General features: G+C 62.6%; 27 protein-coding genes. 13 read left to right on the top strand and 14 right to left on the bottom strand.

The features are described 5' to 3' along the window. Positions 1-3: 3 nt before the first annotated feature. The 6 genes from AC1D08_RS27710 to AC1D08_RS27685 are packed head-to-tail and all read right to left on the bottom strand — an operon-like array spanning position 4 to position 6066. Entirely contained in the window at positions 4-1032 is a 1029-nt protein-coding gene (locus AC1D08_RS27710) for a histone deacetylase family protein (protein ID WP_477424515.1), read from the bottom strand. Then, positions 1029-1556 carry a GNAT family N-acetyltransferase gene (locus AC1D08_RS27705; RefSeq protein ID WP_457153506.1) on the bottom strand — a complete coding sequence of 176 codons (528 nt, stop codon included), beginning with the start codon at positions 1554-1556 and terminating at the stop codon, positions 1029-1031. The genes AC1D08_RS27710 and AC1D08_RS27705 overlap by 4 nt, the downstream gene beginning before the upstream one ends. Positions 1557-1559: 3 nt before the next feature. Continuing rightward, entirely contained in the window at positions 1560-2069 is a 510-nt protein-coding gene (locus tag AC1D08_RS27700; RefSeq protein ID WP_457153509.1) for a 2-thiouracil desulfurase family protein, read from the bottom strand. Positions 2070-2107: 38 nt separating this feature from the next. Further along, positions 2108-3037 carry a 3,5-dioxohexanoate:acetyl-CoA acetone transferase gene (kce, locus tag AC1D08_RS27695; protein WP_457153507.1) on the bottom strand — a complete coding sequence of 310 codons (930 nt, stop codon included), beginning with the start codon at positions 3035-3037 and terminating at the stop codon, positions 2108-2110. A 9-nt stretch (positions 3038-3046) separates the two neighbouring features. Continuing rightward, positions 3047-4414, bottom strand: coding sequence for an aminotransferase family protein (locus AC1D08_RS27690; RefSeq protein ID WP_477424512.1), 1368 nt, complete (start codon positions 4412-4414; stop codon positions 3047-3049). Continuing rightward, positions 4411-6066, bottom strand: coding sequence for a N,N-dimethylformamidase beta subunit family domain-containing protein (locus AC1D08_RS27685; RefSeq protein WP_477228606.1), 1656 nt, complete (start codon positions 6064-6066; stop codon positions 4411-4413). The genes AC1D08_RS27690 and AC1D08_RS27685 overlap by 4 nt, the downstream gene beginning before the upstream one ends. A gap of 155 nt (positions 6067-6221) precedes the next feature. On the opposite strand from AC1D08_RS27685, the gene AC1D08_RS27680 reads away from it, so the two are divergent. From AC1D08_RS27680 to AC1D08_RS27670, 3 genes are all read left to right on the top strand, one after another. After that, positions 6222-6470: a ParB N-terminal domain-containing protein gene (locus AC1D08_RS27680; protein ID WP_095085577.1), complete on the top strand. Its 249-nt coding sequence runs from the start codon at positions 6222-6224 to the stop codon at positions 6468-6470. A 146-nt stretch (positions 6471-6616) separates the two neighbouring features. After that, on the top strand, positions 6617-7102 hold the full coding sequence (locus AC1D08_RS27675; RefSeq protein WP_457154010.1) for an SRPBCC family protein: 486 nt from the start codon (positions 6617-6619) through the stop codon (positions 7100-7102). Between the two features lie 27 nt (positions 7103-7129). Beyond that, positions 7130-8086, top strand: a complete 957-nt coding sequence (locus AC1D08_RS27670; RefSeq protein WP_457154011.1) for an alpha/beta fold hydrolase — start codon at positions 7130-7132, stop codon at positions 8084-8086. A 53-nt stretch (positions 8087-8139) separates the two neighbouring features. Here AC1D08_RS27670 and AC1D08_RS27665 read toward each other — a convergent pair whose 3' ends face one another. Further along, on the bottom strand, positions 8140-9183 hold the full coding sequence (locus tag AC1D08_RS27665) for an isopenicillin N synthase family dioxygenase (protein WP_457154012.1): 1044 nt from the start codon (positions 9181-9183) through the stop codon (positions 8140-8142). A 117-nt stretch (positions 9184-9300) separates the two neighbouring features. Here AC1D08_RS27665 and AC1D08_RS27660 point away from each other — a divergent pair, with 117 nt between their 5' ends. Beyond that, positions 9301-9696 (top strand): GFA family protein, encoded by a 396-nt coding sequence (locus tag AC1D08_RS27660; protein ID WP_457154013.1) that lies wholly within the window; start codon positions 9301-9303, stop codon positions 9694-9696. A gap of 153 nt (positions 9697-9849) precedes the next feature. Continuing rightward, positions 9850-10047 carry a hypothetical protein gene (locus AC1D08_RS27655; RefSeq protein WP_095085597.1) on the top strand — a complete coding sequence of 66 codons (198 nt, stop codon included), beginning with the start codon at positions 9850-9852 and terminating at the stop codon, positions 10045-10047. Positions 10048-10053: 6 nt separating this feature from the next. On the opposite strand, the gene AC1D08_RS27650 is transcribed toward AC1D08_RS27655, so the two are convergent. After that, complete coding sequence (locus AC1D08_RS27650) at positions 10054-10959, bottom strand: hypothetical protein (protein ID WP_457154128.1); 906 nt, start codon at positions 10957-10959, stop codon at positions 10054-10056. Between the two features lie 166 nt (positions 10960-11125). Here AC1D08_RS27650 and uppP point away from each other — a divergent pair, with 166 nt between their 5' ends. The 3 genes from uppP to AC1D08_RS27635 all read left to right on the top strand — a co-directional run bounded on the left by uppP (position 11126) and on the right by AC1D08_RS27635 (position 14154). Next, a complete protein-coding gene (gene uppP, locus AC1D08_RS27645) occupies positions 11126-11998 on the top strand; it encodes an undecaprenyl-diphosphatase UppP (RefSeq protein ID WP_457154129.1) in 873 nt (290 codons plus the stop codon). Between the two features lie 74 nt (positions 11999-12072). After that, the gene (locus tag AC1D08_RS27640) at positions 12073-12861 is read left to right on the top strand and encodes a phosphodiester glycosidase family protein (protein WP_457154130.1); all 789 of its coding nucleotides are present in this window, start codon (positions 12073-12075) and stop codon (positions 12859-12861) included. A 180-nt stretch (positions 12862-13041) separates the two neighbouring features. Then, on the top strand, positions 13042-14154 hold the full coding sequence (locus AC1D08_RS27635) for a glycoside hydrolase family 25 protein (RefSeq protein WP_457154131.1): 1113 nt from the start codon (positions 13042-13044) through the stop codon (positions 14152-14154). 10 nt (positions 14155-14164) lie between these two features. On the opposite strand, the gene AC1D08_RS27630 is transcribed toward AC1D08_RS27635, so the two are convergent. Beyond that, positions 14165-15076: a LysR substrate-binding domain-containing protein gene (locus tag AC1D08_RS27630; RefSeq protein WP_477424510.1), complete on the bottom strand. Its 912-nt coding sequence runs from the start codon at positions 15074-15076 to the stop codon at positions 14165-14167. A 104-nt stretch (positions 15077-15180) separates the two neighbouring features. Between AC1D08_RS27630 and AC1D08_RS27625 the strand changes: the two genes are divergently transcribed. The 5 genes from AC1D08_RS27625 (at position 15181) to AC1D08_RS27605 (ending at position 18268) form a co-directional block, all read left to right on the top strand. Beyond that, positions 15181-15342 (top strand): hypothetical protein, encoded by a 162-nt coding sequence (locus tag AC1D08_RS27625; protein ID WP_457154571.1) that lies wholly within the window; start codon positions 15181-15183, stop codon positions 15340-15342. Between the two features lie 70 nt (positions 15343-15412). Then, on the top strand, positions 15413-16021 hold the full coding sequence (locus AC1D08_RS27620) for a class I SAM-dependent DNA methyltransferase (protein ID WP_457154570.1): 609 nt from the start codon (positions 15413-15415) through the stop codon (positions 16019-16021). A gap of 92 nt (positions 16022-16113) precedes the next feature. Further along, positions 16114-17085, top strand: a complete 972-nt coding sequence (locus AC1D08_RS27615; RefSeq protein WP_457154569.1) for a DUF3592 domain-containing protein — start codon at positions 16114-16116, stop codon at positions 17083-17085. A 42-nt stretch (positions 17086-17127) separates the two neighbouring features. Next, positions 17128-17649 carry a hypothetical protein gene (locus AC1D08_RS27610; protein ID WP_457154568.1) on the top strand — a complete coding sequence of 174 codons (522 nt, stop codon included), beginning with the start codon at positions 17128-17130 and terminating at the stop codon, positions 17647-17649. Positions 17650-17770: 121 nt separating this feature from the next. After that, positions 17771-18268, top strand: a complete 498-nt coding sequence (locus AC1D08_RS27605) for a hypothetical protein (protein ID WP_457154567.1) — start codon at positions 17771-17773, stop codon at positions 18266-18268. Positions 18269-18582: 314 nt separating this feature from the next. Here the strand turns inward: AC1D08_RS27605 and AC1D08_RS27600 are convergent, their stop codons facing one another. The 5 genes from AC1D08_RS27600 to AC1D08_RS27580 form a co-directional block, all read right to left on the bottom strand. Next, positions 18583-22365: a vitamin B12-dependent ribonucleotide reductase gene (locus AC1D08_RS27600; RefSeq protein WP_477424507.1), complete on the bottom strand. Its 3783-nt coding sequence runs from the start codon at positions 22363-22365 to the stop codon at positions 18583-18585. 594 nt (positions 22366-22959) lie between these two features. Beyond that, positions 22960-23271 (bottom strand): PilZ domain-containing protein, encoded by a 312-nt coding sequence (locus AC1D08_RS27595; protein WP_457155393.1) that lies wholly within the window; start codon positions 23269-23271, stop codon positions 22960-22962. A 127-nt stretch (positions 23272-23398) separates the two neighbouring features. Beyond that, a complete protein-coding gene (locus AC1D08_RS27590; protein WP_477306424.1) occupies positions 23399-23887 on the bottom strand; it encodes an NUDIX hydrolase in 489 nt (162 codons plus the stop codon). A gap of 211 nt (positions 23888-24098) precedes the next feature. Then, the gene (gene gpt / locus AC1D08_RS27585) at positions 24099-24599 is read right to left on the bottom strand and encodes a xanthine phosphoribosyltransferase (RefSeq protein ID WP_006200882.1); all 501 of its coding nucleotides are present in this window, start codon (positions 24597-24599) and stop codon (positions 24099-24101) included. Positions 24600-24815: 216 nt separating this feature from the next. Further along, on the bottom strand, positions 24816-25649 hold the full coding sequence (locus AC1D08_RS27580; RefSeq protein WP_457153476.1) for a universal stress protein: 834 nt from the start codon (positions 25647-25649) through the stop codon (positions 24816-24818). Between the last annotated feature and the right edge of the window lie 65 nt (positions 25650-25714).

The raw sequence follows: 25714 nt of genomic DNA, 5'->3' as shown, positions 1-25714 counted from the left end.
AAATCACGCCTTCTTGCCACCGAAACCGGTGAGGAAGGCCGTCAAATTGTCGCCGAGTTCGTCGCAGAGATAGCCGCCTTCCTGGACGATGACGGTCGGCAGGCCGAGCTTGGCGATGGCCTCGCCAATGCGTGAGAAGCCCGGTGTCGTCACCGAAAGCCCGCCGAACGGGTCGCCTTCGAACGCGTCGAGGCCAAGCGCCACGACCAGCGCGTCCGGCGAAAAGGCGCGGATACGCTGGAACGCCACCGCAAGCGCTTCGAGAAACGCCTTATCGGCGGATTTGCGCGGCAGCGGCAGGTTGAAATTGTAGCCAAGGCCCGCGCCTTCGCCGCGCTCGTCGGCATGACCCCAGAAGAATGGATAGAAGCGCACCGGATCGGCATGCAGCGAGACGGTGAGCACATCCGGCCGCGCATAGAAGATGCCTTGCGTGCCATTGCCGTGGTGCAGGTCGACATCGAGGATCGCCACGCGCGCAGCCTGTTTGCGCAGAACCTGAGCTGCAACGGCCGAATTGTTGACGAAGCAGAAGCCGCCGGCGACATCGGCAAAGGCGTGGTGGCCGGGCGGGCGGCATAGCGCATAGGCGGCCGGCGCGCCTGACGTCACGGCTTCAGCGGCTTCGACGGCGCTCCATGCACTCCACAGCGCGCTCTGCCATGTCTCGCCCGAGATCGGGCAAGCGGTGTCGGCCATATGATAGCCGGCCTGGCCGACCGCCGAGGCGGGATAGCTGCCTGACCGCGCGATCGGGTGGATGTTGGGGATGACCTCGGCGGAAGCGCCCTCGATGCGCTGCCAGCGCTCGAAAATGTGCTCGAGGAAGTCGAGATATTCCGGCGTGTGCACCGCCGAGACCGGGCCAAGCCCATGATTGCGCGGCCGCTCGATCGTGCAGCCGGCAGATAATGCGCCGGCTAACAATCGTTCGACCCGTTCGGGCTGTTCCGGATTGGGCTTCGCGGCACCGCTCGAAAGAAAGGCCTTGGGGTCGTGGCGCTTCTGTTCCTCGGCATAGAAGGCTTTCATTCCTGTTCCCCGTTCTGCGGCGCGTCGGCAAAGGCAAAAAAGGCATCGCCGATGATCTTCTGCGTCTGCTCGTAGCTCGACCAGGCGATGCCCAGCCTTTCATAAAACGCCTTGGCGACCTCATTGTCGGTGTCGACTGATAGCCGCAGATAGACGCCGCCTTCTTTCCGGCACTGCGCCGCGACATGCCGCAGCAGGCGCTCGCCGATCTTGCGGCCGCGGAACCGGTCCTCGACATAGAGGTCCTGCACATAGACGCCGGGCCGGCCCATCCAGGTCGAAAAGATCGGGAAGTGGAGGCAGAGGCCGGCGAATTCGCCACCCACTTCGGCAATCAAGGTGGAAAAGGCAGGCTTTTCGCCAAAGCCGTAGGTTCTGAGATCGTCTGCTGTCGAGATGATCTCCTCCGGCGCGCCGATGTGCGTTCCGAGTTTCAGGATCGCCGTATGGATGGTGTCGACGTCGTCGATGCGGCCGGGCCGGATAACGGTGTCGGTGGTCCTGGCTTGGGTCTTCTCTGGCATGGCTCAGGCCGCGGCGCCGGCCGAGCCCGGCCTGGTCAGAAGGTCATCAAGCTCGTCAATGCCGTCTTCCGAAAAGACCCGGATGCCGTTCGCTTCCAGCAGCGCGGTGGTCGTGCCCTGGCCAGCCACCCGGTTTCCCGAAAAACGCCCGTCATAGATGAAACTGCTGCCGCAGGACGGGCTGCCGTCGGTAAGAACCGCATACCGGCAGCCTGTTTGTCGGGCGAGATCGAGTGCGAGCTGCCCGGCTTCGAGATAAAGTGAGGTCACATCGTTTCCCGTTTGCTCGACCACTCGGCCTTGGCCGTGCAGCACTGCGTGGCCGTCGCCTGTGCCTCGAATTTCTGCCGGAGGACGTGGCGTGGAGAAGCCCGCGGCAACCTCCGGGCAGATCTGCACGATCCGTCCCTCTGCCTGCCATCGCGCAAGAATGGGATGGTCGTTGAGGCGGTAGGAGCCGTTGTAGCGAACCTTGCTGCCGAGCAGGCAGGCTGAAACGAGAACCCTTTCCATATCAGCTCCTCCGCTTGCCACTCGACCTCCAATACCCCCTAGAACGCCACCCGGTCGCCGCCCTTGAGCGCCAGCATGTCGCGCGCTTCGGTGGGTGAGGCAACCTCCAGCGACAGCCCCTCGAGAATGCCACGGATACGGCGCACCTGATCGGCATTGGACTTCGCCAGTTGGCGGCCATCAAAAAGGCTGTCTTCCAGGCCGACGCGGACATTGCCGCCCATCGCCGCGGCGATCGAGATCAGCGGCATCTGATTGCGGCCGGCGGCCAGCACCGAGAACTGGTAGCTGTCGCCGAACAGCTTGTCGGCGATCCGCTTCATGTGGACGAGGTTTTCCGGGTCAGCACCGATGCCGCCCAGTATGCCCAGCACGAACTGGATGAACAGCGGTCCCGACACCAGTCCACGGTCGCGGAAATGCGCCAGCGAATAGAGGTGGCCGACATCGTAGCACTCGAATTCGAAGCGCGTGCCGCAGCCCTTGCCCAGCCTCTCTAGCACGCCCTCCATGTCGGCGAAGGTGTTCTTGAAGATCGTGTCGCGCGTGGCTTCAAGCAGCTTCGGCTCCCATTCGTGCTGCCACTCCCTCGGCTTGTCGAGCATCGGAAACAGCGCGAAGTTCATCGAGCCCATGTTGAGCGAACACATTTCGGGTTCGGCCCGCAGCGGCGCCGCCAGCCGCTGGTCGAGCGTCATCAGCGACGAGCCGCCGGTGGTGATGTTGATCACCGCGTCGGTCGCCTGCTTGATGCGCGGCAGGAACTGCATGAAGACGTCCGGATCGGCGGTTGGCCGACCATCCCTGGGATCGCGGGCATGCAGGTGCAGGATCGAGGCCCCGGCTTCGGCGGCCGCGATCGCCTCGGTGGCGATCTGGTCCGGCGTCACCGGCAGATAGGGCGACATCGACGGCGTGTGCACTGAGCCGGTGATGGCGCAGGTGATGATGACTTTTCGCGGCGCCATTTTTGTCCCTCAGCCTTCGACCGGCAGGTCGAGTTCGGCGGCCAGCGCCTGCAGCGAGTCGCCAAGGACCGCGATGATCTCACCAATCTGATCGCGGGTCACAATCAGAGGCGGGCAGACCATGAAATTGTCGCTCACTGGCCCGCCACGCACGCGCCGCGAATAGATGATCAATCCGCGCTCGAACGCCAGATCGATGAGCCTCAAATTGGCGTTGAGGCCCTGTGGCAATGGCTCCTTGGCCAGCGGATCCGCGTAAATTTCGGCTCCCATGAACAGCCCCTTGCCCCGCACGTCGGCAATGAAAGGAAAGCGCCGAGTCAGGGCCTCGAGTTCACCCCTCAGCAATTCGCCCATGCTGGCCGAATTCTCGACCAAGCCAAGGCGGTCGACCTCTCCAAGCACCGCAACGCCCGCTGCACAAGCGACCGGGTTGCCGCCATATGTGTGGCCATGCAGGAAGCCACCGGTCTCCACAACCGGCCCGACGATCTTCTGTGTCGCGGCAAGTGCGCCAAGCGGGGCATAGCCAGATGAAAGGCCTTTCGACAGCGCAACGATATCCGGCCGGCAGGACCAATGGTCGCCACCCAGGAATTTTCCGGTGCGTCCGATGCCAGTCATTACCTCGTCGTGGATCAATAGGATCCCGTAGCGGTCGCAGATTTCGCGGATACGCGGAAAATAGCTGTTGGGCGGCACCAGCGCTGCGGTCGCGGCACCACCGATCGGTTCCATGACGAAGGCGAGCACGCTTTCCGGCCCTTCCTCCAGGATCTTTTCCTCCAGCATATCGGCGTAGCGGATGCCACGCTGTTCCGTCGACAGATTGTCGTGATCGCGATGGACAAAAGGGGCCGGCACCAAAGGCATCGGCCGACCGATCGGGTCGAAAGTCTTGGTGAGGATGTCGTCGCCAGTGACGGCAAGCGTGCCGATCGTCACGCCGTGATAGGAGGGCATACGTCCGATGACTTTCCAGCGTTTGTCCTGACCTGTTGCTACCGCCCATTGCCGCGCAAGCTTGAGGCAGGCCTCGATCGCCTCAGAGCCGCCCGAGACGAAATAGATGCGGTCGAGTTCGTTCGGTAGCCGATCGGCCAGCCCCCGCGCGAGTTCGATGGCCTGTTCGTTCTCAAATTGAAAGATGTAGGCGAAGCTCACGCGATCAAGCTGCCGCGTCATCGCGTCGATGACGTTGCGGTTACCATGACCTATGTTGACGTTAACCGCGCCGCTCGATCCGTCGATGTAGCGGCGGCCGCTCTTGTCCCATAGGTAGATCCCATCGGCGCGGTCCACAATTGGCCGTTGGATTCGTGTGAAATGGAAAAGGTTCGGTCGGCGGTCGGTTTCAACGGACTGCACAGCGATCATTCGCCCCTCTTTTTTCGGCCGAGGTAACGGTCGAGGACATTCCTGGTGACGCGTTCGACCATCGGGTCTTGTCTTAGCAGGCCGGCGACCCACTCGCAGCTTCCGGCATGGAACACCTCGCCCTTGCCGCGCGGGAAATTGACGATCATGCCGTTGCCGCGTTTGACTTTTTCCAGATTGGCGTCGCTGGCCTCGCCGAACAGCGTTTCGGCGGTGAAGCGGCCATCCTCGTCGGTAAGGAACTGGTCCTCTATCGGGATATCTGCGCTTTCCTCGACCTGGGATGCCATGCCAACGGCGAGAACCTGCAACCCGTCGGGCGCACCGCTGGTCGCGGTGGGGTAGGGAAGGCCGCCGCGTATCTCGAAGTCGAGCCCATCGACCTCATAGCCATAGACATGGCTGTCGGCGCCCAGCAGGTCGCCATAATAGACGCCGGTGCCGGCAAAGGCCCAATGCTCTGGCCGGTAGACCGGAAAGCCGCGCACGCCGCGCGGCGCGCAGCCGCCCCAGCCGGCATAGACGCCGCGCGTCGCGTTGAGCCCGAAGGTCGCTGAACCCGGCCGGCCGATTTCCGGCGCTTCCCAGGAATTGGTGGCGCGGGTGACGTCGCCGCCGTGGAGATAGGCGGGGTCCTCGGCACGTGCGCGGTATTTGTAGCAGACCTGCCGGCGGCCCTCGTCCTCCAGCCGCGTCTGCCACATGAAATTGCCGGCAAAGCGCGCTGCATGGCCGCCGCGCTCGACATAGGCGTCGACCGCATCGCGCATGTCCCAGGTCCAGTATTCGTCATGGCCGACGAAGACGGCACAGTCGTAACCGTCGAGAATCTCAGGTGAGAAATGCAGATCGTGCTGGCTGGCGAGGTCGACGCCATAGCCGGCCCGTTCGGCAAAGCGGAGGAAATGGCTGTCGTAGCTGGCCCAGCCGGACGAGGCGTACTTCTTCGAATGACCGGTGGCGAGCGCCCATTCCATGTGCGGATAGCGCGGCACCGTCTTTGGCGGTACGGCGACTTCCAGCGGCACACGCGGCGCGTCTTTCGGCAGCACGACGAAACCGCGGCACCAGGGGCGTTGCGTCGACACGACGGGCGAATACTGGTTGCGGTCCGGCCCGGTGATGCCCTGGTAGTGGTTGGAGCCGCCCCAGGTGTTGTAGGCAAGCCAGGTGCCCGTTGCGGCCACTTGCAGCACTCGGCCGGGTTTCTTGCCGGGCTGCGGGCTGACGATGAACAGATGATGGCAATGGATCGGCTTGCCATCACGGCCATCCGCTTCAAGCGTCACGCGATAGGCGCCGGACGGCCAGTCTGCCCCGACGCGGAATTCAAACGAGGCTTCCCAGCCGCAGCCTTCGACCGAGCACTGGTCGGGGCTGTCCTGCCAGCGCGCCGCGATGCCCGATTTCTCGAACACTTTGGTCTCGGTGCCGCCATCGCGGACGATCGCAATGTTGAATGCCGGAGCCGTCGAACTGACATGGAACGCCACGGTCTCGCCGGCGCGATAGGAAAACCGGTCGCTGTAGCACCAGATCTCGCCGCGCTCGCCATCCATCCCAGGCCATTCGTAGTAGTGGCCGCGTACCGCGTGGCGACGCTGCTCCGGCGTCAGTCCGAAATCGGGGAATTCGGTCGGAAGGTTGATCATGAAGCCCTGAAGTTTCAAAGGCGCCATTTCGGCGATCTGGCGGTCAAGCGTCAAATGGAAACCATCGGGCCAGCATTCGTTAGCCGCGCCCTTGGCCCCTGTGGCCAAAAAGACTATCTCCACAAAGGGCGGCGTTTTCCGCCACCGGAGGCGGCATGCTGAGAATCCAGAAGGTCAAGGTCGACGACATCTACGTGCCGACGGCACGCAAGAAGACGCTGCATCCCGAGACTGTCCGACATCTGGCCGAGGACATCCTCGAAAACGGTATGAAAACACCGATCCAGGTCCGCCACGACGGCAAGCGCCATATCCTGGTCGAAGGCCTGCATCGGCTGGAAGCAGCCAAATGGCTCGGCGAGACCGAGATCGACGCCTATCTGGTGCAGGCCAAGCGCCACTGACGCTCCTTCGTTCGTGATCTCTATCCAACAGGCGCATTTCTCCAGATTTTTTCGCTGGCCCAGATTTTTTCTCTGGCGATGTCGACTTGCGCGTCATCCGTTCGTCCTAGGGACGCAAGCCAGATCAAACCACGCAAGGACCCATCATGACCACCAAGCTCGACATCGCTCCCGCCAATGACCGCGAACTGGTTCTGGCCCGCATCATCGATGCGCCGCGCGAGAACGTCTATCGCTGCTGGACAGACCCGAAACTGGTGACGCAGTGGTTCGCGCCAAAGCCGTGGACGACGCCGCGCGCCGAAATGGATGTGCGCACCGGCGGCTCGAGCCTTGTCGTGATGGCAGGCCCCGACGGCAATGAATTCCCCAACCCCGGCGTTTTCCTCGAAGTCGTTCCCGGCAGGAAGATCGTCTTTACCGACGCCTACACAAAGGCATGGGAGCCATCGGAGAAGCCGTTCATGACCGGCGTGCTGACCTTCGAGGACGAGGGCAATGGCAAGACCCGCTACATTGCTCGGGTCAGGCACTGGAGTGTCGCCGACCGCGAGCAGCACGAGAAGATGGGCTTTCACGAGGGCTGGGGCCAGTGCACCGACCAGCTCGAAGAGCTCGCCAGAACGCTTTGATACCGCCGGGACGAGGAGGAGATCGATATGTTCAAAACCCTGATTTTCGCCATTCTTGCTTCGGCTGCAGCGCTTCTTGCTTCACCGGGCGCCACCAATGCAGAGGAGGCAAAACCCGCCATGACGACCGCTACGAACCCACTGCCGAAGCCGGAAAAATCTGGCCTGCTGCCGGTCAACGGCCTGAACTACTATTACGCCGTCTACGGCAAGGGCGAGCCGCTGCTTCTGCTCCATGGCGGCCTTGGCACGACTGACATGTTCGCGCCGATCCTGCCCAAGCTTGCCGAGAATCGCACCGTCATCGGCGTCGACCTGCAGGGTCATGGCCGCACGGCACTCGGCGATCGGCCGTTCACCCTGGAGGCGATCGGTGACGACATGGCTGATCTCGTCAAGGCGCTCGGCTACGACAAGGTCGACGTCATGGGCTATTCGCTGGGCGGCGGCGTCGCCTTCCGCATGGCGGTCCAGCATCCTGAAACGGTGCGCCACCTTGTGCTGGTTTCGACCGGCTATGCCGCGGACGGTTTCTACGCCGAGATGCGCGGCCAGCAGGCGCAAGTCAGCGCGGCGGCGGCCGATTTCATGAAGAACACGCCGATGTACAAATCCTACGTCGCGGTGGCGCCGCATCCAGAGGACTTCCCGAGACTCCTCGACACGCTCGGCAACTTCATGCGTCAGAACTACGATTATTCCGCCGACGTCGCCAAGCTGAAGATGCCGGTCATGCTGGCCTATGGCGACAGCGACATGTACCGGCCCGAGCACGAGATCAAGTTCTACCAGATGCTCGGCGGCGGGCTGAAGGACGCCGGCTGGATGCGCGAGAACCTGTCGCAGAACCGCCTGGCGATCCTGCCCAACCGCACCCACTACGATGTCTTCTTCGCCCCCGAACTGACCGCTGCCGCATTGCCGTTTCTCAACGGCGAGACCAAGGTGAAGACCTGGGACGAGGTCGTCAGCGAAACCGAATAACCGCCTGCCGATTCCCACCGGCCGTTTCCGACGAAATGGCCGGCGGTCTTTGTTTATGAAGCCTTCGCCCGGCGCGGCTGCCTGAGATGCTTGATGCCGCTCATCTCGACGAAATTCGTCGCCGCTTCCCAAAGATGGTCGCCGTAGAGGAACGGCTCGAAAGGCTCCGCGTCGGTCAGCGGCAGCGGCGCGATCTCCGCGTCGACGCGTGGCTCGTAGAAGAACGGGATCGAGAAGCGCGCCGTCTTCGGCGCGATCACCCGGTGTCGCGTCGCGCGGACGCGTTCGCCGGTCCAGCGCTCCAGCAACTGGCCAAAATTGACAGCTAGTGTGCCATTGGCCGGCGGCACGTCGATCCATTCGCCGGCGAGGTTCATTGCTTGCAGACCTTCGACACCGTCCTGCGCCAGCAAAGTGACGAAGCCGGAATCGGCATGCTCGCGGCCGATGATGGTGCGCGTCTCGCCCTTGTGCACCACCGAAAACTCCGGTCCGCTGGTGTCGACGCCGGCATTGGCGTCACGCAAGGGGTAACGGATCAGGCGCAGCGTCGAGATGCCGTGATCGAAATAGGCGTCGAAGATCGTTTCCGGCAGGCCAAGTCCGCGGGCGATCGACCGCATCAGCGCGTTGCCCACCGTCTCCATGGCGCGGTAGTAGTCCGCTGCCGCCGCGCGCCAGCCGGGCAGGGCCTCTTCGGCCGGCAGGGGTGTCGGCTCGCACAACGGATCGTCGGAAACCGAGGCATCAGCCGCGTCGACAAGACCCGGATCGGCAAGGTCCGGACCCATGTCGATGCCTTCCTTGTAGGAAACGGCTGCCGGCTGCAAAGGGAACCAGCCGCGATAGACGTTCTTTTTGCTGCGGTCGAAATTCCAGCGCAGCAATTTCTGCTTCTCCCCGTCGGGAAGCGCGAAGATGCGCAGCAATTGCGCCCTTCTTTCCGGCGTCAGCCGGTCATCGCCGGGAAAGTCCCGGACGGCCATGAAGCCGATCCCCGAAGCTGCGGCCATGATCCTGGCGTCGGTACGGTCACGGGCGGGCGAGGACGGCCCGAACAGATCCTCAATGCCGATGGTTTCGATGTCCGGTGTCATGGCTTCAGGTCCACTGCATCACGATAAGCGATGGCGTTGTATCAAAGCTTTTCAATTGACCCAATCGGGTCGGCCATTACCTTGCCGCCTATTCTCTTCACCTATGGATCAAGGACGATGGCCAAATATCAGGGCGGATGCCTATGCAAGGCGGTGCGCTATCGCGTCGACGCAGCCCCCATCAACGAACGCGTCTGCCACTGCCGGCTGTGCCAGAAGGTGATTGGCGCCGCCTTCAACGCACGCGTGCTGTTTCGCGTCGATGAAGTGACGATCGAGGGGTCACTGGCGATGGTGAACACCTCACCCGATCTCAAGCGCGGCTTTTGCCCAAGCTGCGGCACGACGATGTTCTCCCGGCGCGATTCCGCCGGCATCATCGGCATCACCACCGGTTCGCTCGACGATCCCACGGCCTTCAAGCCGCAAATGCATATTTTCACGGCCTCGAAGCAGCCCTGGGTGATGCTTGACGATGGCCTGCCGCAGTATGAAGGCGCACCGCCAGGCTGAAGCTTTTGCCTTTTTCCGCAAGGGAGAAAGGAGCCTCAAGCATGAACAAAATTTAATCGAAAGAGACACGAGATAGCCGGCAAAGCGTCATTGGCGGGCCATCATCGTGTCCCTATTTATGGGGCGCGGGTACGGCATTCGAGGAGACGACGGATGAACGACAGCATCAGCACCCTGGACGAGCTTTTGAGCGATCCGATGGTCCTGCTTGTGATGGAGCGCGATCGTGTGCGCCCCGAACAGGTGCGCATGCTGCTCGAACGGGTTCGCCGGACTTCCGTCGACGAGCCTATGGTGCCGCCGGCCCATATGGTGGCCAAAAGCTGTTTCCAGCAATGGCTGCTTACTTAGCTACGGTCAGTTGGAGCTGGCCGGCAAATAGCTGTAATGGCTGCGGAAATAGGCGATTCTGAAGCCCAGGCGCGCGTAGTTGCGATAGGCAGGGCCGTCGCGCTCCTCGTGCGGCGCCTCGATGTCGGCGACGAACAGTTTCGCGCCGGCCGCAATCCCGTCGCGCACCAGCGCTTCCCCAAGCACCGCGTCGAGATCGAAGCTCGGCGCCATGACGCCGGGCACCGGCGCGTCGATGCCGCTCCAGGCCGCGCCGTCGGGCCCGATGAACAGCGAGCGCACCGCCACCACCGCGCCGTCCCGCTTGGCCATGTAGTGATGCCAGCCCTTTCGGCCGACCAGAGCCATCAGCCATGGTGAGGTGGGCAGCCGGTAGCGGCTGTCGATGAAGCCGGCCCATTCGCTTGCCGATGCCTTCGTCACACGTTCTACTGAAACCCCTTCAGCCGTGAAGAGCGGCTCGGATGACAGCGGTTCTGCCCCGCGATAAATCCGCTCCCAGCCGCCCTGGCGCTGCAGGCCGCGCGCCTCGAGCCAGCATCTGAGGCGCGATGGTTCAGTGTGCGGATTGACATAGAACCAGGGCCGCGAAATGCCGGCGGCGCGGTAGTGCGCCAGCAGCGCGTCGAGCTGGCTTTCGGTGGCCGGGCTGTCGACGCCGAAGTTCTTCACGCAGTTGAAATGGACGAACGGAATTGTCGTGCAGGTGGTCCAGGCGAGGCCGCCTTCTTGCGCTATCGAAAGGCCTTGGCTTGCGGCGAAATCGGCAGGCACGGCGGCGTAGAGGTCGAGCCAGGCATTCACCTCGGCGTGCTCGATAATACGGCTGAGGTCGCGCGAGACATCCTCGATCGCGATGACAGGCGGGCATGGTTCGGGCAGGGGCTGCAATTCTGACAGGGCGGTCTGCATGGCTCTCCTCCGTCATATGCCTTACAGTGTAAGATTAGCGGATTTTAATATAACCGCATGGCTTGTCAAGCGGCGCCTTACAAATCCGTAAATTGGATTCCGGGGATCGCCAGACTATGGCTCGGCGGGGATCGCCCCTCACGATTGTTCGACAGAAAGGCTCGATATGGCAGACATCTGCACCCAAGGCGTCGACACCGGCTTTGTCGGGCTGGGATTCGCCAAGGTGGCGTTCCTCGGCCTGGTGCAAGGCATCACCGAATTGCTGCCGATCTCTTCGACCGCCCATATGCGCATCGTACCGGCCGTGCTCGGCTGGCAGGATCCGGGCTCCGCCTTCTCCGCCGCCATGCAGCTTGCGGCCTTGGCCGCGGTGGTCAGCTATTTCTGGAGCGATGTCAGGGATATCCTGTTTGGTTCGCTCGACGCGCTGACGCGACGCGATTTCGCCGACCGGCATTTCCGGCTGGCGCTGTGGATCGTGCTGGCGACCATCCCGATCGTCATCGCCGGCGTGGCGCTGTCGGGCGTGCTCAACGCCTGCAACTCGCCGCTGCGCAGCCTGACGGTGATCGGCTGGGCCTGTATCGTGATGGCGATCCTTCTGGCGCTGGCCGAGATTTTTGCCAGCCACCGGCGCACCGTCGGCGAGGCATCGCTGACTGACGCGCTGCTCGTCGGCGTCGCCCAGATCGGCGCGCTGATTCCGGGTGTCTCTCGTTCCGGCTCGACCCTGACGGCCGCACTCGGGCTCGGCTTCAAGCGGGCCGAGGCGGCGCGGTTCTCGTTCCTGCTTGGGCTGCCCGCCATTGCGCTGGCCGGCCTCAAGGAGCTTTGGGAACTGCACAAGGTCCATCTCGACGCGCATGGCTGGTCGGTTCTGATCGTCGGACTGGTCGTCGCCTCGGTTTCCGCCTTCTTCGCCATATGGGGCCTGATGCGTGTGCTGGAGCGTTTTTCGGCCTGGCCGTTCGTCATCTATCGCGGCCTGCTTGGCGTCGTCCTGCTGCTATGCGTGGCGATGGGATGGCTTGCCTAGGGCTCTTTCACGGTATCGCTTGAAACGGGCTATATCCCTACCGGATCCTCCTGAACTTCGATTCCGGTACACGCATGGATTTTTTGACCCTCCTGCAATCGCTGCCGCTGCTGCTGGCGCTCGCCAAGGGCGCGCTGCCGTCGGTGGCGGCGTTCGGCATGGGATTTGGCCAATGGGTCGCTTCGCTGCCGCCATGCCGCGACTTTGCCTTTGAGGCGACCAGCTACCTCGTCTGCGAGGTCGACCCGAAACGGTATTCGATCGAACTGTTCTGGAAAGATCCGGCGGGCAAGCCGTTTCAATCGCTGCACAATCTCGATGCCTCGGAGCAGGCGGCCGGGCGCACCATGCTGTTTGCCATCAATGCCGGCATGTATCACCCGGACCTCGATCCGGTCGGTCTGTATGTCGAGCGCGGCAACGAAATGGCATCGGTGAAGACGGGATCGGGAAGCGGCAATTTTTCCCTGCAGCCGAACGGCATTTTCTACATGAGCAACGGCAAGGCCACGGTCCGCGCCACAAGGGATTTCCTGAAAAAGCGACCGCCGCTCGACTATGCGACGCAATCCGGGCCGATGCTGGTGATCGACGGCAAGCTGCATCCGAAATTCCAGGCCGACAGCACCTCGCGCAAGACGCGCGACGGCGTCGGCGTGCGGAAGGACGGCGTCGCCGTCTTTGCCATTTCGAACGGCACGGTGACCTTCCATGCCTTCGCCCGTCTTTTCCGCGATGCGCTCGGCTGCGACAACGCGCTTTTCCTCGACGGCACGATATCGAGCCTGTTCGCGCCGGCCATCGGCCGCAACGACGACTACTGGAATCTCGGGCCGATGATCGGCGTCTTCAGGAAATCCTAGCGGCTTTGCCAACCCGCTTGCCGCCGATCGCTCGCACTGGAAGCCAGATTTTGCGGCCCGGCGCGCTCGAAAAAAACTTGATTCAAACTTTATTGGTAATTTCTCGTTCATAACTCGATCTGGTTTGTCCGTCGGCTGTCGTTTTGCCCTCGGTCTGTTGTGTTTTGAGTACAGGTCCAGATGCGGATTCCGGGCGCCATCAGTTTTTTGATCGCATCGCTATGCCTTGCCGGCTGTACATCGACGGCCGGCGTCGACGCGCTGGATTTGCAGAAACCGTCGAACGAAACCACCAGTTCCGTGATACGGCCGCCCGCGCCGATCGCCGCGGCTCCGAAGGCGATGGCCAGGAGCGCGCCGAGGGCCGAAAGGGCGCCCGAGCCTGACAATGGTCTGCCTGACAATGGTCTGGAAGACGACAATGCTGCCGCCGAAAATACTCGGCCTTTCGGCCTTGCGGAAGAAGAGACGGTGTCGTTTCCGGCGCCTGAACTGCCCGACAGCGCCGAACCGCCGGTCGAGCCGGCTGCGCTCGTGTCGCCGCCGAGGCTGTTGAGCCGCGCGGCACCGCCCATGCTGGCCGGGCCGGTCACCCGTTACGGCTTTCGCGATGCCAAGCCGATCAATTTCGGCCGGTCCTCGCCCCGGCACCTTGCCGTGCACGGCGTCGACGTTTCGCGCTGGCAGGGCAACGTCAACTGGGAAAAGCTGCGCGCGCAGGGCGCCAACTTCGCCTACATCAAGGCGACCGATGGTGGCGACCATCTCGATCCGATGTTCATGAAGAACTGGCGCAATGCCGACGCCGCCGGCCTGAAGCGCGGCGCCTATCACTTCTTCTACTGGTGCCGCACTGCGGGCGAACAGGCCGACTGGTTCATCCGCAACGTGCCCAAGGTCGACGGCGCGCTGCCGCCGGTGATCGACGTCGAATGGAACGGCGAATCCAGCTGCAAGCGGCGGCCGTCGCGCGAAAAGGTGCTGGAAAAGATGCAGGTGTTCATGGACAAGCTGGAGCGCCACTACGGCCAGCGGCCCATCATCTACACCGCGCCTGATTTCTATCGCGACAATCTCCGGGGCGAATTTCTCGATTATCCGTTCTGGGTGCGCGCCGTGGCGCGGCATCCGTCGAAGGTTTACCCCGACCGCAAATGGCTGTTCTGGCAGTATTCCGGCTCCGGCCTGTCGCATGGTGTCACCGGCCGCATCGACCTCAACGTCTTCCATGGCGACGAACGGCAATGGCGCGCCTGGGCCGGTGGACGGATTTCCGTCGCCGACGCCGACTGAGGCCAGCCTATCAGGCCCGGCGTACTTCGCGCTCGCGTATGTCAGCCGTCTGGGCCAGCACCCAGTCCCGGAACACCTTGATCTTGGGCGTGTTGCGGCGGCTTTCCAGGTGGACGAGCCAATAGCCGTCGCCATCTGATCCCAGCACTTCAAATGGCTGTATCAACTGGCCCTTTGCCAGCAGGGCGCTGTAGATGTTGCGGGTCAGGATCGCGGCGCCCTGGTCGGTTAGCGCCGCCATTGCATCGTAAGCCTGCGAACCCAGGTTCGGTCCGGCCATGACGCGATCGGGCTCGAAGGGCACCCCGGCTGCTTCGAACCAGATTTTCCACCAGGGATCGTCGGCACAGCACAGCGCCACCTTGTAGAGATCCTCAGGATGGCGAATGCCACCCACGCTCTCGGCCAGTTTCGGGCTGATCATTGGCGTATAGTCCGCCTTGAACAGGTAATGGGCCGTCAGGCCGGGCCATTTTCCGGTGCCGGTTCTGATCCCGATATCCATGTCCTCGCGCGTGAAGTCGACCAGCCGGGACGACGTATTCACCTTCACGGCGAGATCGGGATGCATCAACTGGAATGTTCCGAGCCACACGGCCAGCCAGTTCGATGCGAATGTTTCCGAGGTTGTGACGGACAGCACGCCAGTCGCTCCACCTTTTGTGGCGACCCACGCATCGGCCAGGGTCGAGAAGGCGCCCGTTGCGTGCGGCGCCAATTGCTGTCCAGCTTCGGTCAAGGCGATTTGCCTTGTTTTTCTTATAAAAAGAGGCGTTCCGGCGCGCTCTTCCAGCACCTTGATCTGATAGCTGGCCGCCGACTGTGTCATGCCGAGTTCCTCGGCCGCCTTGGTGAAACTGCCCAGCCGCGCCGCGGCTTCAAAGACGCGAATGGCGCCCAGTGGTGGTAGCTCCCAACTCATGACGCATCAATCCTCCTGATGCATGCTACGCGACGTTCGATTGGAAGCCAAGGCCGTGAACAGGCATACTCTGGTCATCAACTCGAACCCGAAAGGACACGGCAATGACCCTCTACAACACACTTCGTCGTCCGGTGCTCGACCTCTTCACCGCTCCGTTCAGACCCCGCACGCGTGGCCTGCTCGACCACCGTGCGCTGTCGGATCATTTCCTGCGCGATATCGGCGTGCTCGACGGACACGCCTCTGCCGGCAGCACCCGTTGACTTGCGTGCCCCGCTGACTTGCGTGCCCCGCTGACTTGAGTGCATTGACCGGTGCAAACGGGAGGAAAGGATGAGCGTATCTGCGGAGGCCCTGGCGAAGAGCCGTCAGACGATCTCCTCCTACGAGGATTATGCGGAACAGTATGATGCAGTCGTGCGGCATGTTCCCAACCCGAGGGAGCAGGCAGCGCTAAGGCGCCTCGTGGCGATCGCCGGCACAGGCGGCCAGATTCTGGAAGTCGGGTCGGGAGCGGGATACGACGCCGACTTTCTGGAGACCTTGGGCGCTAGGGTTCGGCGCACCGACGCGACAAGGCGGTTTCTTGAGCTGCAGGCCGCGCGCGGCAAGCACGGTGAACTGCTCGATCTCATCACCGATGATCTCGGCGGCCCCTACGACGCAGTCTTGGCCCTGTGCGTCCTGATCCATGTGCCTCGCGACCAGACCGACCAGGTCCTTGCCAAGATAGCCGGGTCGCTGCGGCCAGGCGGCGCGTTCCTCGTATCGATGCGCAATGGCGATGGTGAGACGAGCGGCGAATATCATACCGTCTACTGGCGCAGGGACGACTTTGCGGCCCGCATCGAAAGCGCCGGGCTGGTCCTCATCAGGGACGACTTCAACATCGGCCGCAACAACGAAGAGTGGAACACGTTCCTGGCCGTGAGACCGTCGTGACTGGATCCGTCACCTCCGATTTTTGCGAATAGGCGAGACATTGCCGCCGCAGTGCTGTCTAGTGCCTGTTCCTGCACTCCGGGGGGATCAGGGTGGAGCTGGAACTCAAATTTCTGCTTGTCGGCTTTGCCTGCGCGGTCTCCGGCATGCTGTCGCTCATCACCTTCGTGAAGTGGCGCGAGGTGCAGACCCTCAGCCGCTGGTTGCCGACGCCGGGAAAGATCATCTCGTCACGCGTCGAGGCGCGTGAGGTCAGAAGCTCGGGCGCTGGCTCGGACAGCACCGATACCACTGAGATGCGCAATTTCCCGGCCATCACCTTCGAATACAAAGTCGGCGGCAAGAAATTTCAAAGCTCGCGCTACAGCGTGAAGGAGAATTTGGGGAACTTTGAAGTCCCCGAAACCCTTGCGCAGTTTCCCCGCGGCGCGGAGGTGACCGTCTTCTACAATCCAGCCGACCCGAGCAAAGCCGTAATCGAGCGCACCATGCCGGATGGTGCCTTCAAGTTCATGGCCCAGCTCTCGGCCGGTTTGGTGATCGGCACGGCGGTTCTGGTGTTTTCCGTCGGCGGCGTGCTCGAGGCGATCCGGCCGCATCTGCCCAAACCACAAAACCTCGGTGCCGCGGCATTGCTGCTGTTCATGGGCCTGTTCGCCCTGCGCATGGGCTTTGCCCAGAAGTCGCTTGCCGAGCAGGCGGCAAAATGGCCGGTCGCCGCCGGCCGCATCGATGCGTCAGGTCTGCAGGCGCTGCGAAGCCATTCAAGCTATCAACGCTGGCGCACTGTTTTCAAATCTCGCATCGTCTACAGCTATGGCGTCGCCGGCCAGCGCTACAGCGCCGACCGCGTCACCTTCGGCGCCACGGTCACGGCTTCGCTGCCCGGCCTCGTCGGTGGCCAGGCGCGTCGCTACGTCGAGGGCAGCAAGGTCGACGTGCACTATGATCCCGCCAACCCCGGCTCGGCCGTGCTCGAATGCCGGGTGCGCGGGCTCTGGCTGTTGTGGGTCTGTTCGGCGGGATTTCTCGGCGGCGCTGCCTTTCTGGTCGGGCTGGTGTGAGGACCGGTTTTTGGCTTCCAAAACGCTCCCCGGAGACATCCTGTGATCATTCGCAAACTGGCCGTTGTGTTCCTGGGCCTGCTCGGCTCGCTGCAGACGGCGAGCGCCGGGGAATGTCTGCTGAGCCACGCCACCTACCGCGAGCCGCGCTCGGGCGCCGTTCTGCAATTTCGGCCGCTCGCCAACGAGCCGGCGGCGCTGACGGCCGAGGTGTTTTCGCTGACCGTTCCCCATACCGACACCCGCCTGCCAGCCGACATCACTTGGACGAATGGCAAGAATTCGTTTCCGCTCGGCACCATCCGCCACACCTGCACCGACGACGACCGCGAAGCCGGCCTGCAGGATGGCAGCGGCCTGTGCAGGATATGGGATGGACAGGTCTATGCCTTGACCGGCGGCGGCGCCGAGCAGTTGAATTCGAGCGAAGCGACACCAGCGCCGAAAGGCCTGTTGCTGCCCGATTTCGGCGCCGCTTTCACCGAATGGGCCGATTTCGCCAACGCCAATCCCAATGGCTCGGCATGGGACGCCTTTACTTTGACAGGATGCAGCGATGAATAGCGCCATGAGATCGATCACCTGGGCCTGTGCCCTGTTTGGATGCGTGGCGGTATCGGCGGTGGCACGTGCGGACGAGCCGGCTCCGTCGCGCCCGCCCATCGACAAATGCGTCTGGGAGAAGTTGACGGACAAAACTGTCGGGCTTGCCGCCTGGGTGCAGCGCTGCGATTTCGGCTTCCGCCAGATCCACTTCGAATTCACCGGCAACGCTCTCGCCATCAAATACAGCGATGGCGGCGCGGCCGATCCTCTTGTCGAGTTGTATGACATTAAGCCCGGCGAAACCGCAGAGGCCTCATTGCAGCGCCTGTTCCGCGAAAAGACCGACAAGGCCGTCAGCGCCCGCTGCGTGCTGGCGCCTTACACGGAGGGCACCGTGCCCGCCGGCATCAAGCGCTACACATTCAGCCCCGACGCTGCTTATGCGAAAGAGCTGGAAGCGAAGACCGATCCCAACGAGGTTCCGGACCCGCCCTGCGGCGACTGGGGTGAAATGCCCGACGGCATCCAGTATTTCGAGGTACCAGCTGGGGCAGCGCGCAAGCTGCTGTTCGTCCGCATAGGTCAGGACGAGCCGTTGTTTGACGAGCAGACACTGCAGGTGTTGCCGTCGGGGTAGGGAGTGTGATCCGGATTGGGCGGGCGACTCTCCCCTTCTCCCCTTGTGGGAGAAGGTGGATCGGCGCGCAGCGTCGAGACGGATGAGGGGTGCTGGAAGAAACTGGGCGTTATAAAATATCGAATGATTTTAAATCTTTACGGCTTGGGCGGTGACCCTTCCAGCACCCCTCATCCGACCGAGCTTCGCTCGGCCACCTTCTCCCACAAGGGGAGAAGGGAAGACGCACCTGATCGCTACCCTTAAGACATTTCGGCCCGATCTTACGACCGGGCCGATAACGTTGCGTTTTGGACTAGCGTCTCGGATGTCGCTCAGCTGCACCCGCTCGTGGCACCACAAGTATCGCACTTCTCACAGGTCCCGTTCCGCACCATCGTAAAGTTCTGGCACTCGGAGCAGGAATTGCCGGTGTAGCCTTGCAGCAGTGACTTGGCTCGGCGGTCGTTGGCGAGTTTCTTTGCCTCGGCCGCTTCATTGGCCGCGGCGTCGGTGAACAGTGCCGCCGTGGCGTCCGAAGCAGCGCCCGCCGCTTCTTCGAAAGCGATGTCCTCGGCCAATTCCTTCGCCCGTTCCTCATAGTCGCGCTTGTAGGCGACCGCCTCGTCGGTGGCCGGCTTCAACGCCAGCACGTTGGAGCCGGAGAAGGCGGTCGGCGCCGAGCGGGCAGGGGCGCCCGAGGGAGCCGCAAAACCCTTCGGGTCGTTGCCGCTCACCCGCGACACCAGCTTCACCGGCGAGGCGCCACGGGTCAGGCCCTTGGAGACCGCGTCGGTCTTGCCTTCGCTGATGCCACGGCCAAGTGCGGTGTTGGAAAAGTCCGACTGGTCGACATGGGCGAGGTCGTTGCGGCCGAGATAGGAAATCGCGAGTTCCCGGAACACGTAGTCGAGGATCGACGTCGCGCTCTTGATCGCATCATTGCCTTGCACCATGCCGGCCGGCTCGAACTTGGTGAAGGTGAAGGCGTGCACATATTCGTCGAGCGGCACGCCATATTGCAGGCCGAGCGAGATAGCGATGGCGAAGTTGTTGAGAAGGCCACGCAGGGTCGCGCCTTCCTTGTTCATGTCGATGAAGATCTCGCCGAGACGGCCATCGTCATATTCGCCGGTGCGCAGGAAGATGGTGTTGCCACCGATCTTGGCCTTTTGCGTGTAGCCCTTGCGGCGCCCGGGCAGCTTTTCCTGCTCGCGCGACACGCGCTCGATGATGCGCTCGACGATCCGCTCGGTGATCTGTGCGGCACGCGCCGCCGCCGGTGCGGCGATCAGCTGTTCGATCGCCTCGTCCTCGTCGTCCTCGCCATCGGCGAGCAGCGAGGCGTTGAGCGGCTGCGACAGCTTCGAGCCGTCGCGGTAGAGCGCGTTGGCCTTCAGCGCCAGCTTCCACGACAGCATGTAGGCGCCCTTGGCGTCTTCCACCGTCGCGTCGTTCGGCATGTTGATGGTCTTGGAGATGGCGCCGGAGATGAAGGGCTGCGCCGCCGCCATCATCTGGATGTGGCTGTTGATCGACAGCGAGCGCTTGCCGATCTTGCCGCACGGGCTGGCGCAGTCGAACACCGCCAGGTCTTCGGCCTTGAGGAAGGGCGCGCCTTCCAGTGTCATTGCACCGCAGACATGGATGTTGGCGGCCTCGATGTCCTTCCTGGAGAAGCCCAGCGCCGGCAGCATCTCGAACGAGAAGTCGTTGAGCTGCTCGTCGGTGAAGCCAAACGTCTCCTTCACCCAGTCGGCTCCGAGCGTCCACTGGTTGAAGACGAACTTGATGTCGAAGGCCGACTTCAAGGCTGCGTTGAGCGCCGCGATCTTGTCGTCCGTGAACCCCTTCGCCTTGAGCGCGCCGGGATTGATCGCGGGCGCCTGGTTGAGATTGCCGTGGCCGACCGCATAGGCCTCCATCTCGCCGATCTGGGCTTCGGAGTAGCCGAGCGTGCGCAGCGCTTCCGGCACGGCGCGGTTGATGATCTTGAAATAGCCGCCGCCGGCCAGCTTCTTGAACTTCACCAGCGCGAAATCGGGCTCGATGCCGGTGGTGTCGCAATCCATGACCAGGCCGATCGTGCCGGTCGGCGCGATGACGGTCGCCTGCGCATTGCGGTAGCCATGCTCCTCGCCGAGCTCGATGGCGCGGTCCCAGGCAGCCTTGGCGTGCACCGCAAGGTCCTGCTGCTTCAGGTCGGAGGCGACCAGCGGCACCGGGTTGACGGCGAGCTTCTCATAGCCCTGCTTGTCGCCATAGGCGGCACGGCGATGGTTGCGCATGACGCGCAGCATGTTCTGCGCATTGCGGTCGTAGTCGGCAAAGGCGCCGAGTTCGGCGGCCATCTCGGCCGAGGTGGCATAGGCCGTGCCGGTCATGATCGCGGTGAGCGCGGCGCAGATGGCGCGGCCCTCGTCGGAGTCGTAAGGGATGCCCGACGTCATCAGCAGGCCGCCGATGTTGGCGTAGCCAAGACCGAGCGTACGGTATTCGTAGGACTGCTTGGCGATCTCCTTCGACGGGAATTGCGCCATCATGACCGAGATTTCGAGAACGATGGTCCACAGCCGCACGGTGTGCTCGTAGGCAGCGATGTCGATCGTGCCGTCGGCGTTGCGGTAGGGCAGGAGGTTGATCGAGGCCAGGTTGCAGGCCGTATCGTCGAGGAACATGTATTCCGAGCACGGATTGGACGCCCGGATCGCACCGGCCGAAGCGCAGGTGTGCCAGTCGTTCATCGTCGTGTTGAAATGCAGGCCCGGATCGGCCGACGCCCACGCGGCGTAGCCGATCTTTTCCCACAGGTCTCGCGCCTTCAGCGTCTTCAACACCTTGCCGTCCTTGCGGGCGGTGAGGTGCCAGTCGGCATCGTCCTCGACGGCGCGCAGGAAATTGTCCTTCAGCGACACAGAATTGTTGGAGTTCTGGCCCGAAACCGTGAGGTAGGCATCCGAATCCCAGTCGGTGTCGTAGGTCTTGAACGACATCGACGTGTAGCCCTGCTTGGCGAACTGGATGACACGGTAGATGTAGTTCTCCGGCACAGCCGACTTCTTGGCCGCCTTGATCTCGCGCTTCAGCGCGGTGTTGATCGACGGGTCGAAGCAATCGTCGTCATGGCCTTCGCAGTTGACGCAGGCCTTCATGATCGCTTCGAGATGCTTCTTGACGATCTTGGAGCCGGTGACCAGCGAGGCGACCTTCTGCTCTTCATTGACCTTCCAGTCGATGAATTCCTCGATATCGGGATGGTCGGCGTCGACAATGACCATCTTGGCGGCGCGGCGCGTCGTGCCGCCCGACTTGATGGCGCCCGCCGCGCGGTCGCCGATCTTGAGGAAGCTCATCAGGCCGGACGAGCGGCCGCCGCCGGACAGCTTTTCGCCTTCGCCGCGCAGCAGCGAGAAGTTGGATCCGGTGCCGGAGCCGTATTTGAACAGCCGCGCTTCACGCACCCAAAGGTCCATGATGCCGCCCTCGTTGACGAGGTCGTCCTGCACGCCCTGGATGAAGCAGGCATGCGGCTGCGGATGCTCATAGGAGGATTTCGACTTGGTCAACTTGCCGGTGAACGGGTCGACATAGAAGTGGCCCTGGCTTGGGCCGTCGATACCATAGGCCCAGTGCAGGCCGGTGTTGAACCATTGCGGGGAATTCGGCGCCACGCGCTGGGTGGCCAGCATGTAGGCAAGCTCGTCGCGGAAGGCGCGGGCGTCTTCTTCTGACGCCTTGAAGTAGCCGCCCTTCCAGCCCCAGTAGGTCCAGGTGCCGGCCAGCCGGTCGAAGACCTGGCGCGCGTCGATCTCGGAACCGTAGCGCTCGGCTTCCGGCAGCTTGGCAAGCTCGGCCTCATCGGCGACGGAGCGCCACAGGAAGGAGGGGACGTCGTTCTCCTCGATCTTCTTCAGCCGCGCCGGGACACCGGCCTTGCGGAAATACTTCTGCGCCAGGATGTCGGCGGCAACCTGTGAGAACTGCGCCGGCACATCGATATTGTCGAGACGGAACACCACCGAGCCATCCGGATTCTTGATCTCCGAAAGCGCCTTGCGGAATTCGATTTCCGCGTAAGCCGATTGCCCTTGCTTGGTGAAACGACGCTCGATGCGCATTGGTCCTATCCCTTTTGTCTATATATAGCGCTTTCGTCAGGGGATTTCTGCCCCCAATGCGAAACGCGCATGTCCGCCGCCTGCCGGCGTTCGAAAACGGCCGGCTCTCCATTTCGCAGTCTCCGCCGGCCCTGCTGGTCAAACTCCTTGCGAAGTGCCTGTCCAACACGCCGACGAACCCCGCGGGTCCCTCAAAACTGATTTTTTTCCGATTCCCTCACTCGAGGGAAGTTCACACTATCTAGCGTCGAACCTGCCTGCAAACACTAAATATAGTGTTAACAGACAATTTATTCCAGTCCGACAATTCTCCCTATTGTCCCCAACCGCCCCACAACCCCAACGCTTCCGCCGGCCTCGTAAACGGGCGGAAATGCGGGCAAAAACGCACATAATCCGGGAAAAAGACCGGGCTCAGAACTTTCCGGTCGCACTCTCAACAGGAGCGCATGGCCTATAAAAGGCGACTCGTTTTGCGCCGTCAAGGATTCGTTTGCGTAGCTTTTGTGACCCCAACATCTTGTGTGTCACATATGTGGATAACGGGGATAGAATTGCCGCGCGGCGATCTCTTCGCCACTGTATCACGAGGGATCAGCCGTAATGCATTTTCGGCTTTGGCTCGGTGCCGGTGAACTGCACCCCGACGCGGTCCTTGCGGCGCCAGCGAACCTCGCACCGATAGGCGATGCCGTCGAGCGGCACGTAGAGAAGGAAGCGATCGGGAACCCGAGCCTCGAGGGGTATCTTCAGTTCGGCACCGCTGTCGTGCTGATTGCGCAGCGTGCAGCCGACCTCCGAGTTCTGAATCCCGGTGATGATCGTTCCGCCCTTGAGCACGCGCGGACGATGGTCGCGCTTGGGCTCGCCGGAATCTTCCGGCAGTGGGTCTACAGGGTTCACCATCGATAACACGCCAGACCGAGCGATTCTTATGCGTGAATGATTAGCAGACCATTCACGGCCCCGCATCGAAAACCGTGCGGGCGTACTTGGTGTGGAGCGGACTCCTGGAACCGGAGATCGCGGCCGATCAGGGAAATCTATGCGGATCGGCGCAGAAATAGGCGATGATCTGGCAAAGGTCGGGTTCGTTGATCATGCGTACCGCGTCCTTGGAACTGACCCATTTGCGGGTGCGCGAATTTTTTTCCTTCCAACGATCCGCGATCTTGTCGACGTGCAACGGAAACACCAGGACTTCGCACGGCACTTCCTCGCCGGAAGCCAACACCTTGGCGTAGAAATAACGACCGGCCTCAAGGTGCGACACCGTTCCGCGCAGTCCGGCCTCCTCGCCGGCCTCGCGCGCGGCAGCCTCGCAGAGCGGCTCCCTGGCCTCCGGCCAACCCTTGGGCAACACCCAGCGGCCGGTATCGCGGCTGGTGATCAGCAGGACCTCGACGCCATTACCGGTATCCCGCCAGGGTAGGGCAGCAACCTGCAGACGACACGGCGCCGTGCCGAAGAGTCGCCGGACCCTTTCAGCCAGATGGTTGTGCGTCGTTGGCCTTGTCAACATCGGAGAAGCTAGCCCCAGCCTCCAGAATCGTTTTGCCGCCTCACGAATCTTACGGCCAATGGTCAGCAATAAAAGTAAAAACTTTGGATGCACTGGCCAATTTCCGCCAACAAAGGTCGAATTCACAGGAAATCGTACCCTGTGGGCCCATTCCGAAAGCAAATGGTACCCGGGAGTGGCTACAAATTTAGTAAAAACGCGCTGTCGCGAATCAGCCGGCGTGATCGTCGGCGATCGGCTTCTGATAGGTGAAGCCCATGTCCCACGGGAAATAGATCCAGGTGTCCTGGCTGACTTCGGTCACGAACGTATCGACCAGCGGCCTGCCTTTTGGCTTGGCGTAGACAGTGGCGAAATGCGCCTTCGGCATCATCGCGCGCACAATGCCCGCCGTCTTGCCGGTATCGGTCAGGTCGTCGATGATCAGCACGCCGGCGCCGTCATCGGCCAGCAGGGCGGGGGTGATCTCCTTGAGAACCTGCAGTTGCCCCTGGCTGGTGTAATCGTGATAGGAGGCGACGCAGACCGTCTCGATAACGCGGATGCCGAGTTCGCGCGAGATGATGGCAGCCGGAACCAGTCCGCCGCGCGTGATGCAGACGATCGCTTTCCATTGCCCCTTGTTGGCACCCGCAAGCCGCCACGCAAGCGCGCGGGCGTCACGATGGAACTGGTCCCAGGAGACTGGAAAGGCTTTTTCGGGAAGGGACATGTCGCGCACTCCGCAGCACGCGGGGATCGCGCGCAAAGAAAACAGGGGAATGCGCGCGGAATTAACTGGAAAGCCTTGGCCTTGGCAAGGGCAGGGGCCGGCGATCGCTGTGGACTAAAAGCGCGTCGCGTTGAACGGATTCAAGCGACGCGCTTTAAGTTTTTGTTTTCTGCGTGTCGTTCTCCCAAAACCAGGGTCCGTTTTGGGCGACACGCACTAGCGCGACAGGAAGGCCGCCACCGGCGCCGTGCGCAGAACGGTGCGCGTCACGCCGCCGAACAGAAGCTGGCGCAGCCAGGAGTGGCTGTAGGCGCCGAGCACCAGCAGATCGGCGCCGGTCTCCGCGATTCTGGTCTGGATGATGTCGTCGATGGAATTGCCGCCCGACCTTTGCACCGAGACGCTGACGGTGGCGCCATGGCGCGACAGCGCGGACGCGATTTCGGCGCCGGCGGCTTCCGGGCTCTCGTCGAGCGAGTCTGGTGGGTCGATGACCAATATGTCGGTTTTCTCGGCTTCGATGATGAACGGCAGCGCGTCGAAGGCGGCGCGGGCGGCTTCCTTGCTGCCGTTCCAGGCGAGCAGCACATGCTTGAAGGTGGTGACTAGCGGGCCGGCGTGCGGCACCACCAGCACCGGGCGCCCGGCATCATAGACCAGCGTATCGACATCCGCGCTCGGGTCGCCGCCCGTCTCGCGCTGCGCGGCGATGATCAGATCGGCGGCGCGCACGCTGGAAATGCCGGTCAGCGCGCTGTCGCCCGAAAAGCTCTCCAGGCTTCGCCACTCGAAGGAAAGTCCGGAGTTCTCGATATGCCGGAGAAAAATGGCCTGTAGCTTCTCGGCCCGCTCGCGGTTCATGTCGGCCGAAACCTGCAGGAACTCGGTGTCCGGAAAGCCGGTGGCCGAGGTGTAGGGCACCGGAAGCGTTTCGGCGTGGATACCGGTCAGATGGCTCTGGAACCGGTTGGCGAGCGGAACGGCGCAGTCCAGCACGCGCTCGGCGTCCTGTTCGTTTTGCAAAATGGCGACGATGGTCTTGAATCGCATGGTAATCCCCTCAGTTTACAAGCGATAGAATTGCGGCCGATCGAACTCGCATGAAGGAAACGTCG

It is taken from the genome of Mesorhizobium sp. P2_E6 (assembly GCF_056403835.1).
This window is presented reverse-complemented; position numbering and strand designations above follow the sequence as displayed.

Coding starts and splice junctions, on each gene's coding strand:
- AC1D08_RS27710 (WP_477424515.1), bottom strand. CDS start 1,032: ATGAAAGCCTTCTATGCCGAGGAACAGAAGCGCCACGACCCCAAGGCC.
- AC1D08_RS27705 (WP_457153506.1), bottom strand. CDS start 1,556: ATGCCAGAGAAGACCCAAGCCAGGACCACCGACACCGTTATCCGGCCC.
- AC1D08_RS27700 (WP_457153509.1), bottom strand. CDS start 2,069: ATGGAAAGGGTTCTCGTTTCAGCCTGCCTGCTCGGCAGCAAGGTTCGC.
- kce (WP_457153507.1), bottom strand. CDS start 3,037: ATGGCGCCGCGAAAAGTCATCATCACCTGCGCCATCACCGGCTCAGTG.
- AC1D08_RS27690 (WP_477424512.1), bottom strand. CDS start 4,414: ATGATCGCTGTGCAGTCCGTTGAAACCGACCGCCGACCGAACCTTTTC.
- AC1D08_RS27685 (WP_477228606.1), bottom strand. CDS start 6,066: ATGATCAACCTTCCGACCGAATTCCCCGATTTCGGACTGACGCCGGAG.
- AC1D08_RS27680 (WP_095085577.1), top strand. CDS start 6,222: ATGCTGAGAATCCAGAAGGTCAAGGTCGACGACATCTACGTGCCGACG.
- AC1D08_RS27675 (WP_457154010.1), top strand. CDS start 6,617: ATGACCACCAAGCTCGACATCGCTCCCGCCAATGACCGCGAACTGGTT.
- AC1D08_RS27670 (WP_457154011.1), top strand. CDS start 7,130: ATGTTCAAAACCCTGATTTTCGCCATTCTTGCTTCGGCTGCAGCGCTT.
- AC1D08_RS27665 (WP_457154012.1), bottom strand. CDS start 9,183: ATGACACCGGACATCGAAACCATCGGCATTGAGGATCTGTTCGGGCCG.
- AC1D08_RS27660 (WP_457154013.1), top strand. CDS start 9,301: ATGGCCAAATATCAGGGCGGATGCCTATGCAAGGCGGTGCGCTATCGC.
- AC1D08_RS27655 (WP_095085597.1), top strand. CDS start 9,850: ATGAACGACAGCATCAGCACCCTGGACGAGCTTTTGAGCGATCCGATG.
- AC1D08_RS27650 (WP_457154128.1), bottom strand. CDS start 10,959: ATGCAGACCGCCCTGTCAGAATTGCAGCCCCTGCCCGAACCATGCCCG.
- uppP (WP_457154129.1), top strand. CDS start 11,126: ATGGCAGACATCTGCACCCAAGGCGTCGACACCGGCTTTGTCGGGCTG.
- AC1D08_RS27640 (WP_457154130.1), top strand. CDS start 12,073: ATGGATTTTTTGACCCTCCTGCAATCGCTGCCGCTGCTGCTGGCGCTC.
- AC1D08_RS27635 (WP_457154131.1), top strand. CDS start 13,042: ATGCGGATTCCGGGCGCCATCAGTTTTTTGATCGCATCGCTATGCCTT.
- AC1D08_RS27630 (WP_477424510.1), bottom strand. CDS start 15,076: ATGAGTTGGGAGCTACCACCACTGGGCGCCATTCGCGTCTTTGAAGCC.
- AC1D08_RS27625 (WP_457154571.1), top strand. CDS start 15,181: ATGACCCTCTACAACACACTTCGTCGTCCGGTGCTCGACCTCTTCACC.
- AC1D08_RS27620 (WP_457154570.1), top strand. CDS start 15,413: ATGAGCGTATCTGCGGAGGCCCTGGCGAAGAGCCGTCAGACGATCTCC.
- AC1D08_RS27600 (WP_477424507.1), bottom strand. CDS start 22,365: ATGCGCATCGAGCGTCGTTTCACCAAGCAAGGGCAATCGGCTTACGCG.
- AC1D08_RS27595 (WP_457155393.1), bottom strand. CDS start 23,271: ATGGTGAACCCTGTAGACCCACTGCCGGAAGATTCCGGCGAGCCCAAG.
- AC1D08_RS27590 (WP_477306424.1), bottom strand. CDS start 23,887: ATGTTGACAAGGCCAACGACGCACAACCATCTGGCTGAAAGGGTCCGG.
- gpt (WP_006200882.1), bottom strand. CDS start 24,599: ATGTCCCTTCCCGAAAAAGCCTTTCCAGTCTCCTGGGACCAGTTCCAT.
- AC1D08_RS27580 (WP_457153476.1), bottom strand. CDS start 25,649: ATGCGATTCAAGACCATCGTCGCCATTTTGCAAAACGAACAGGACGCC.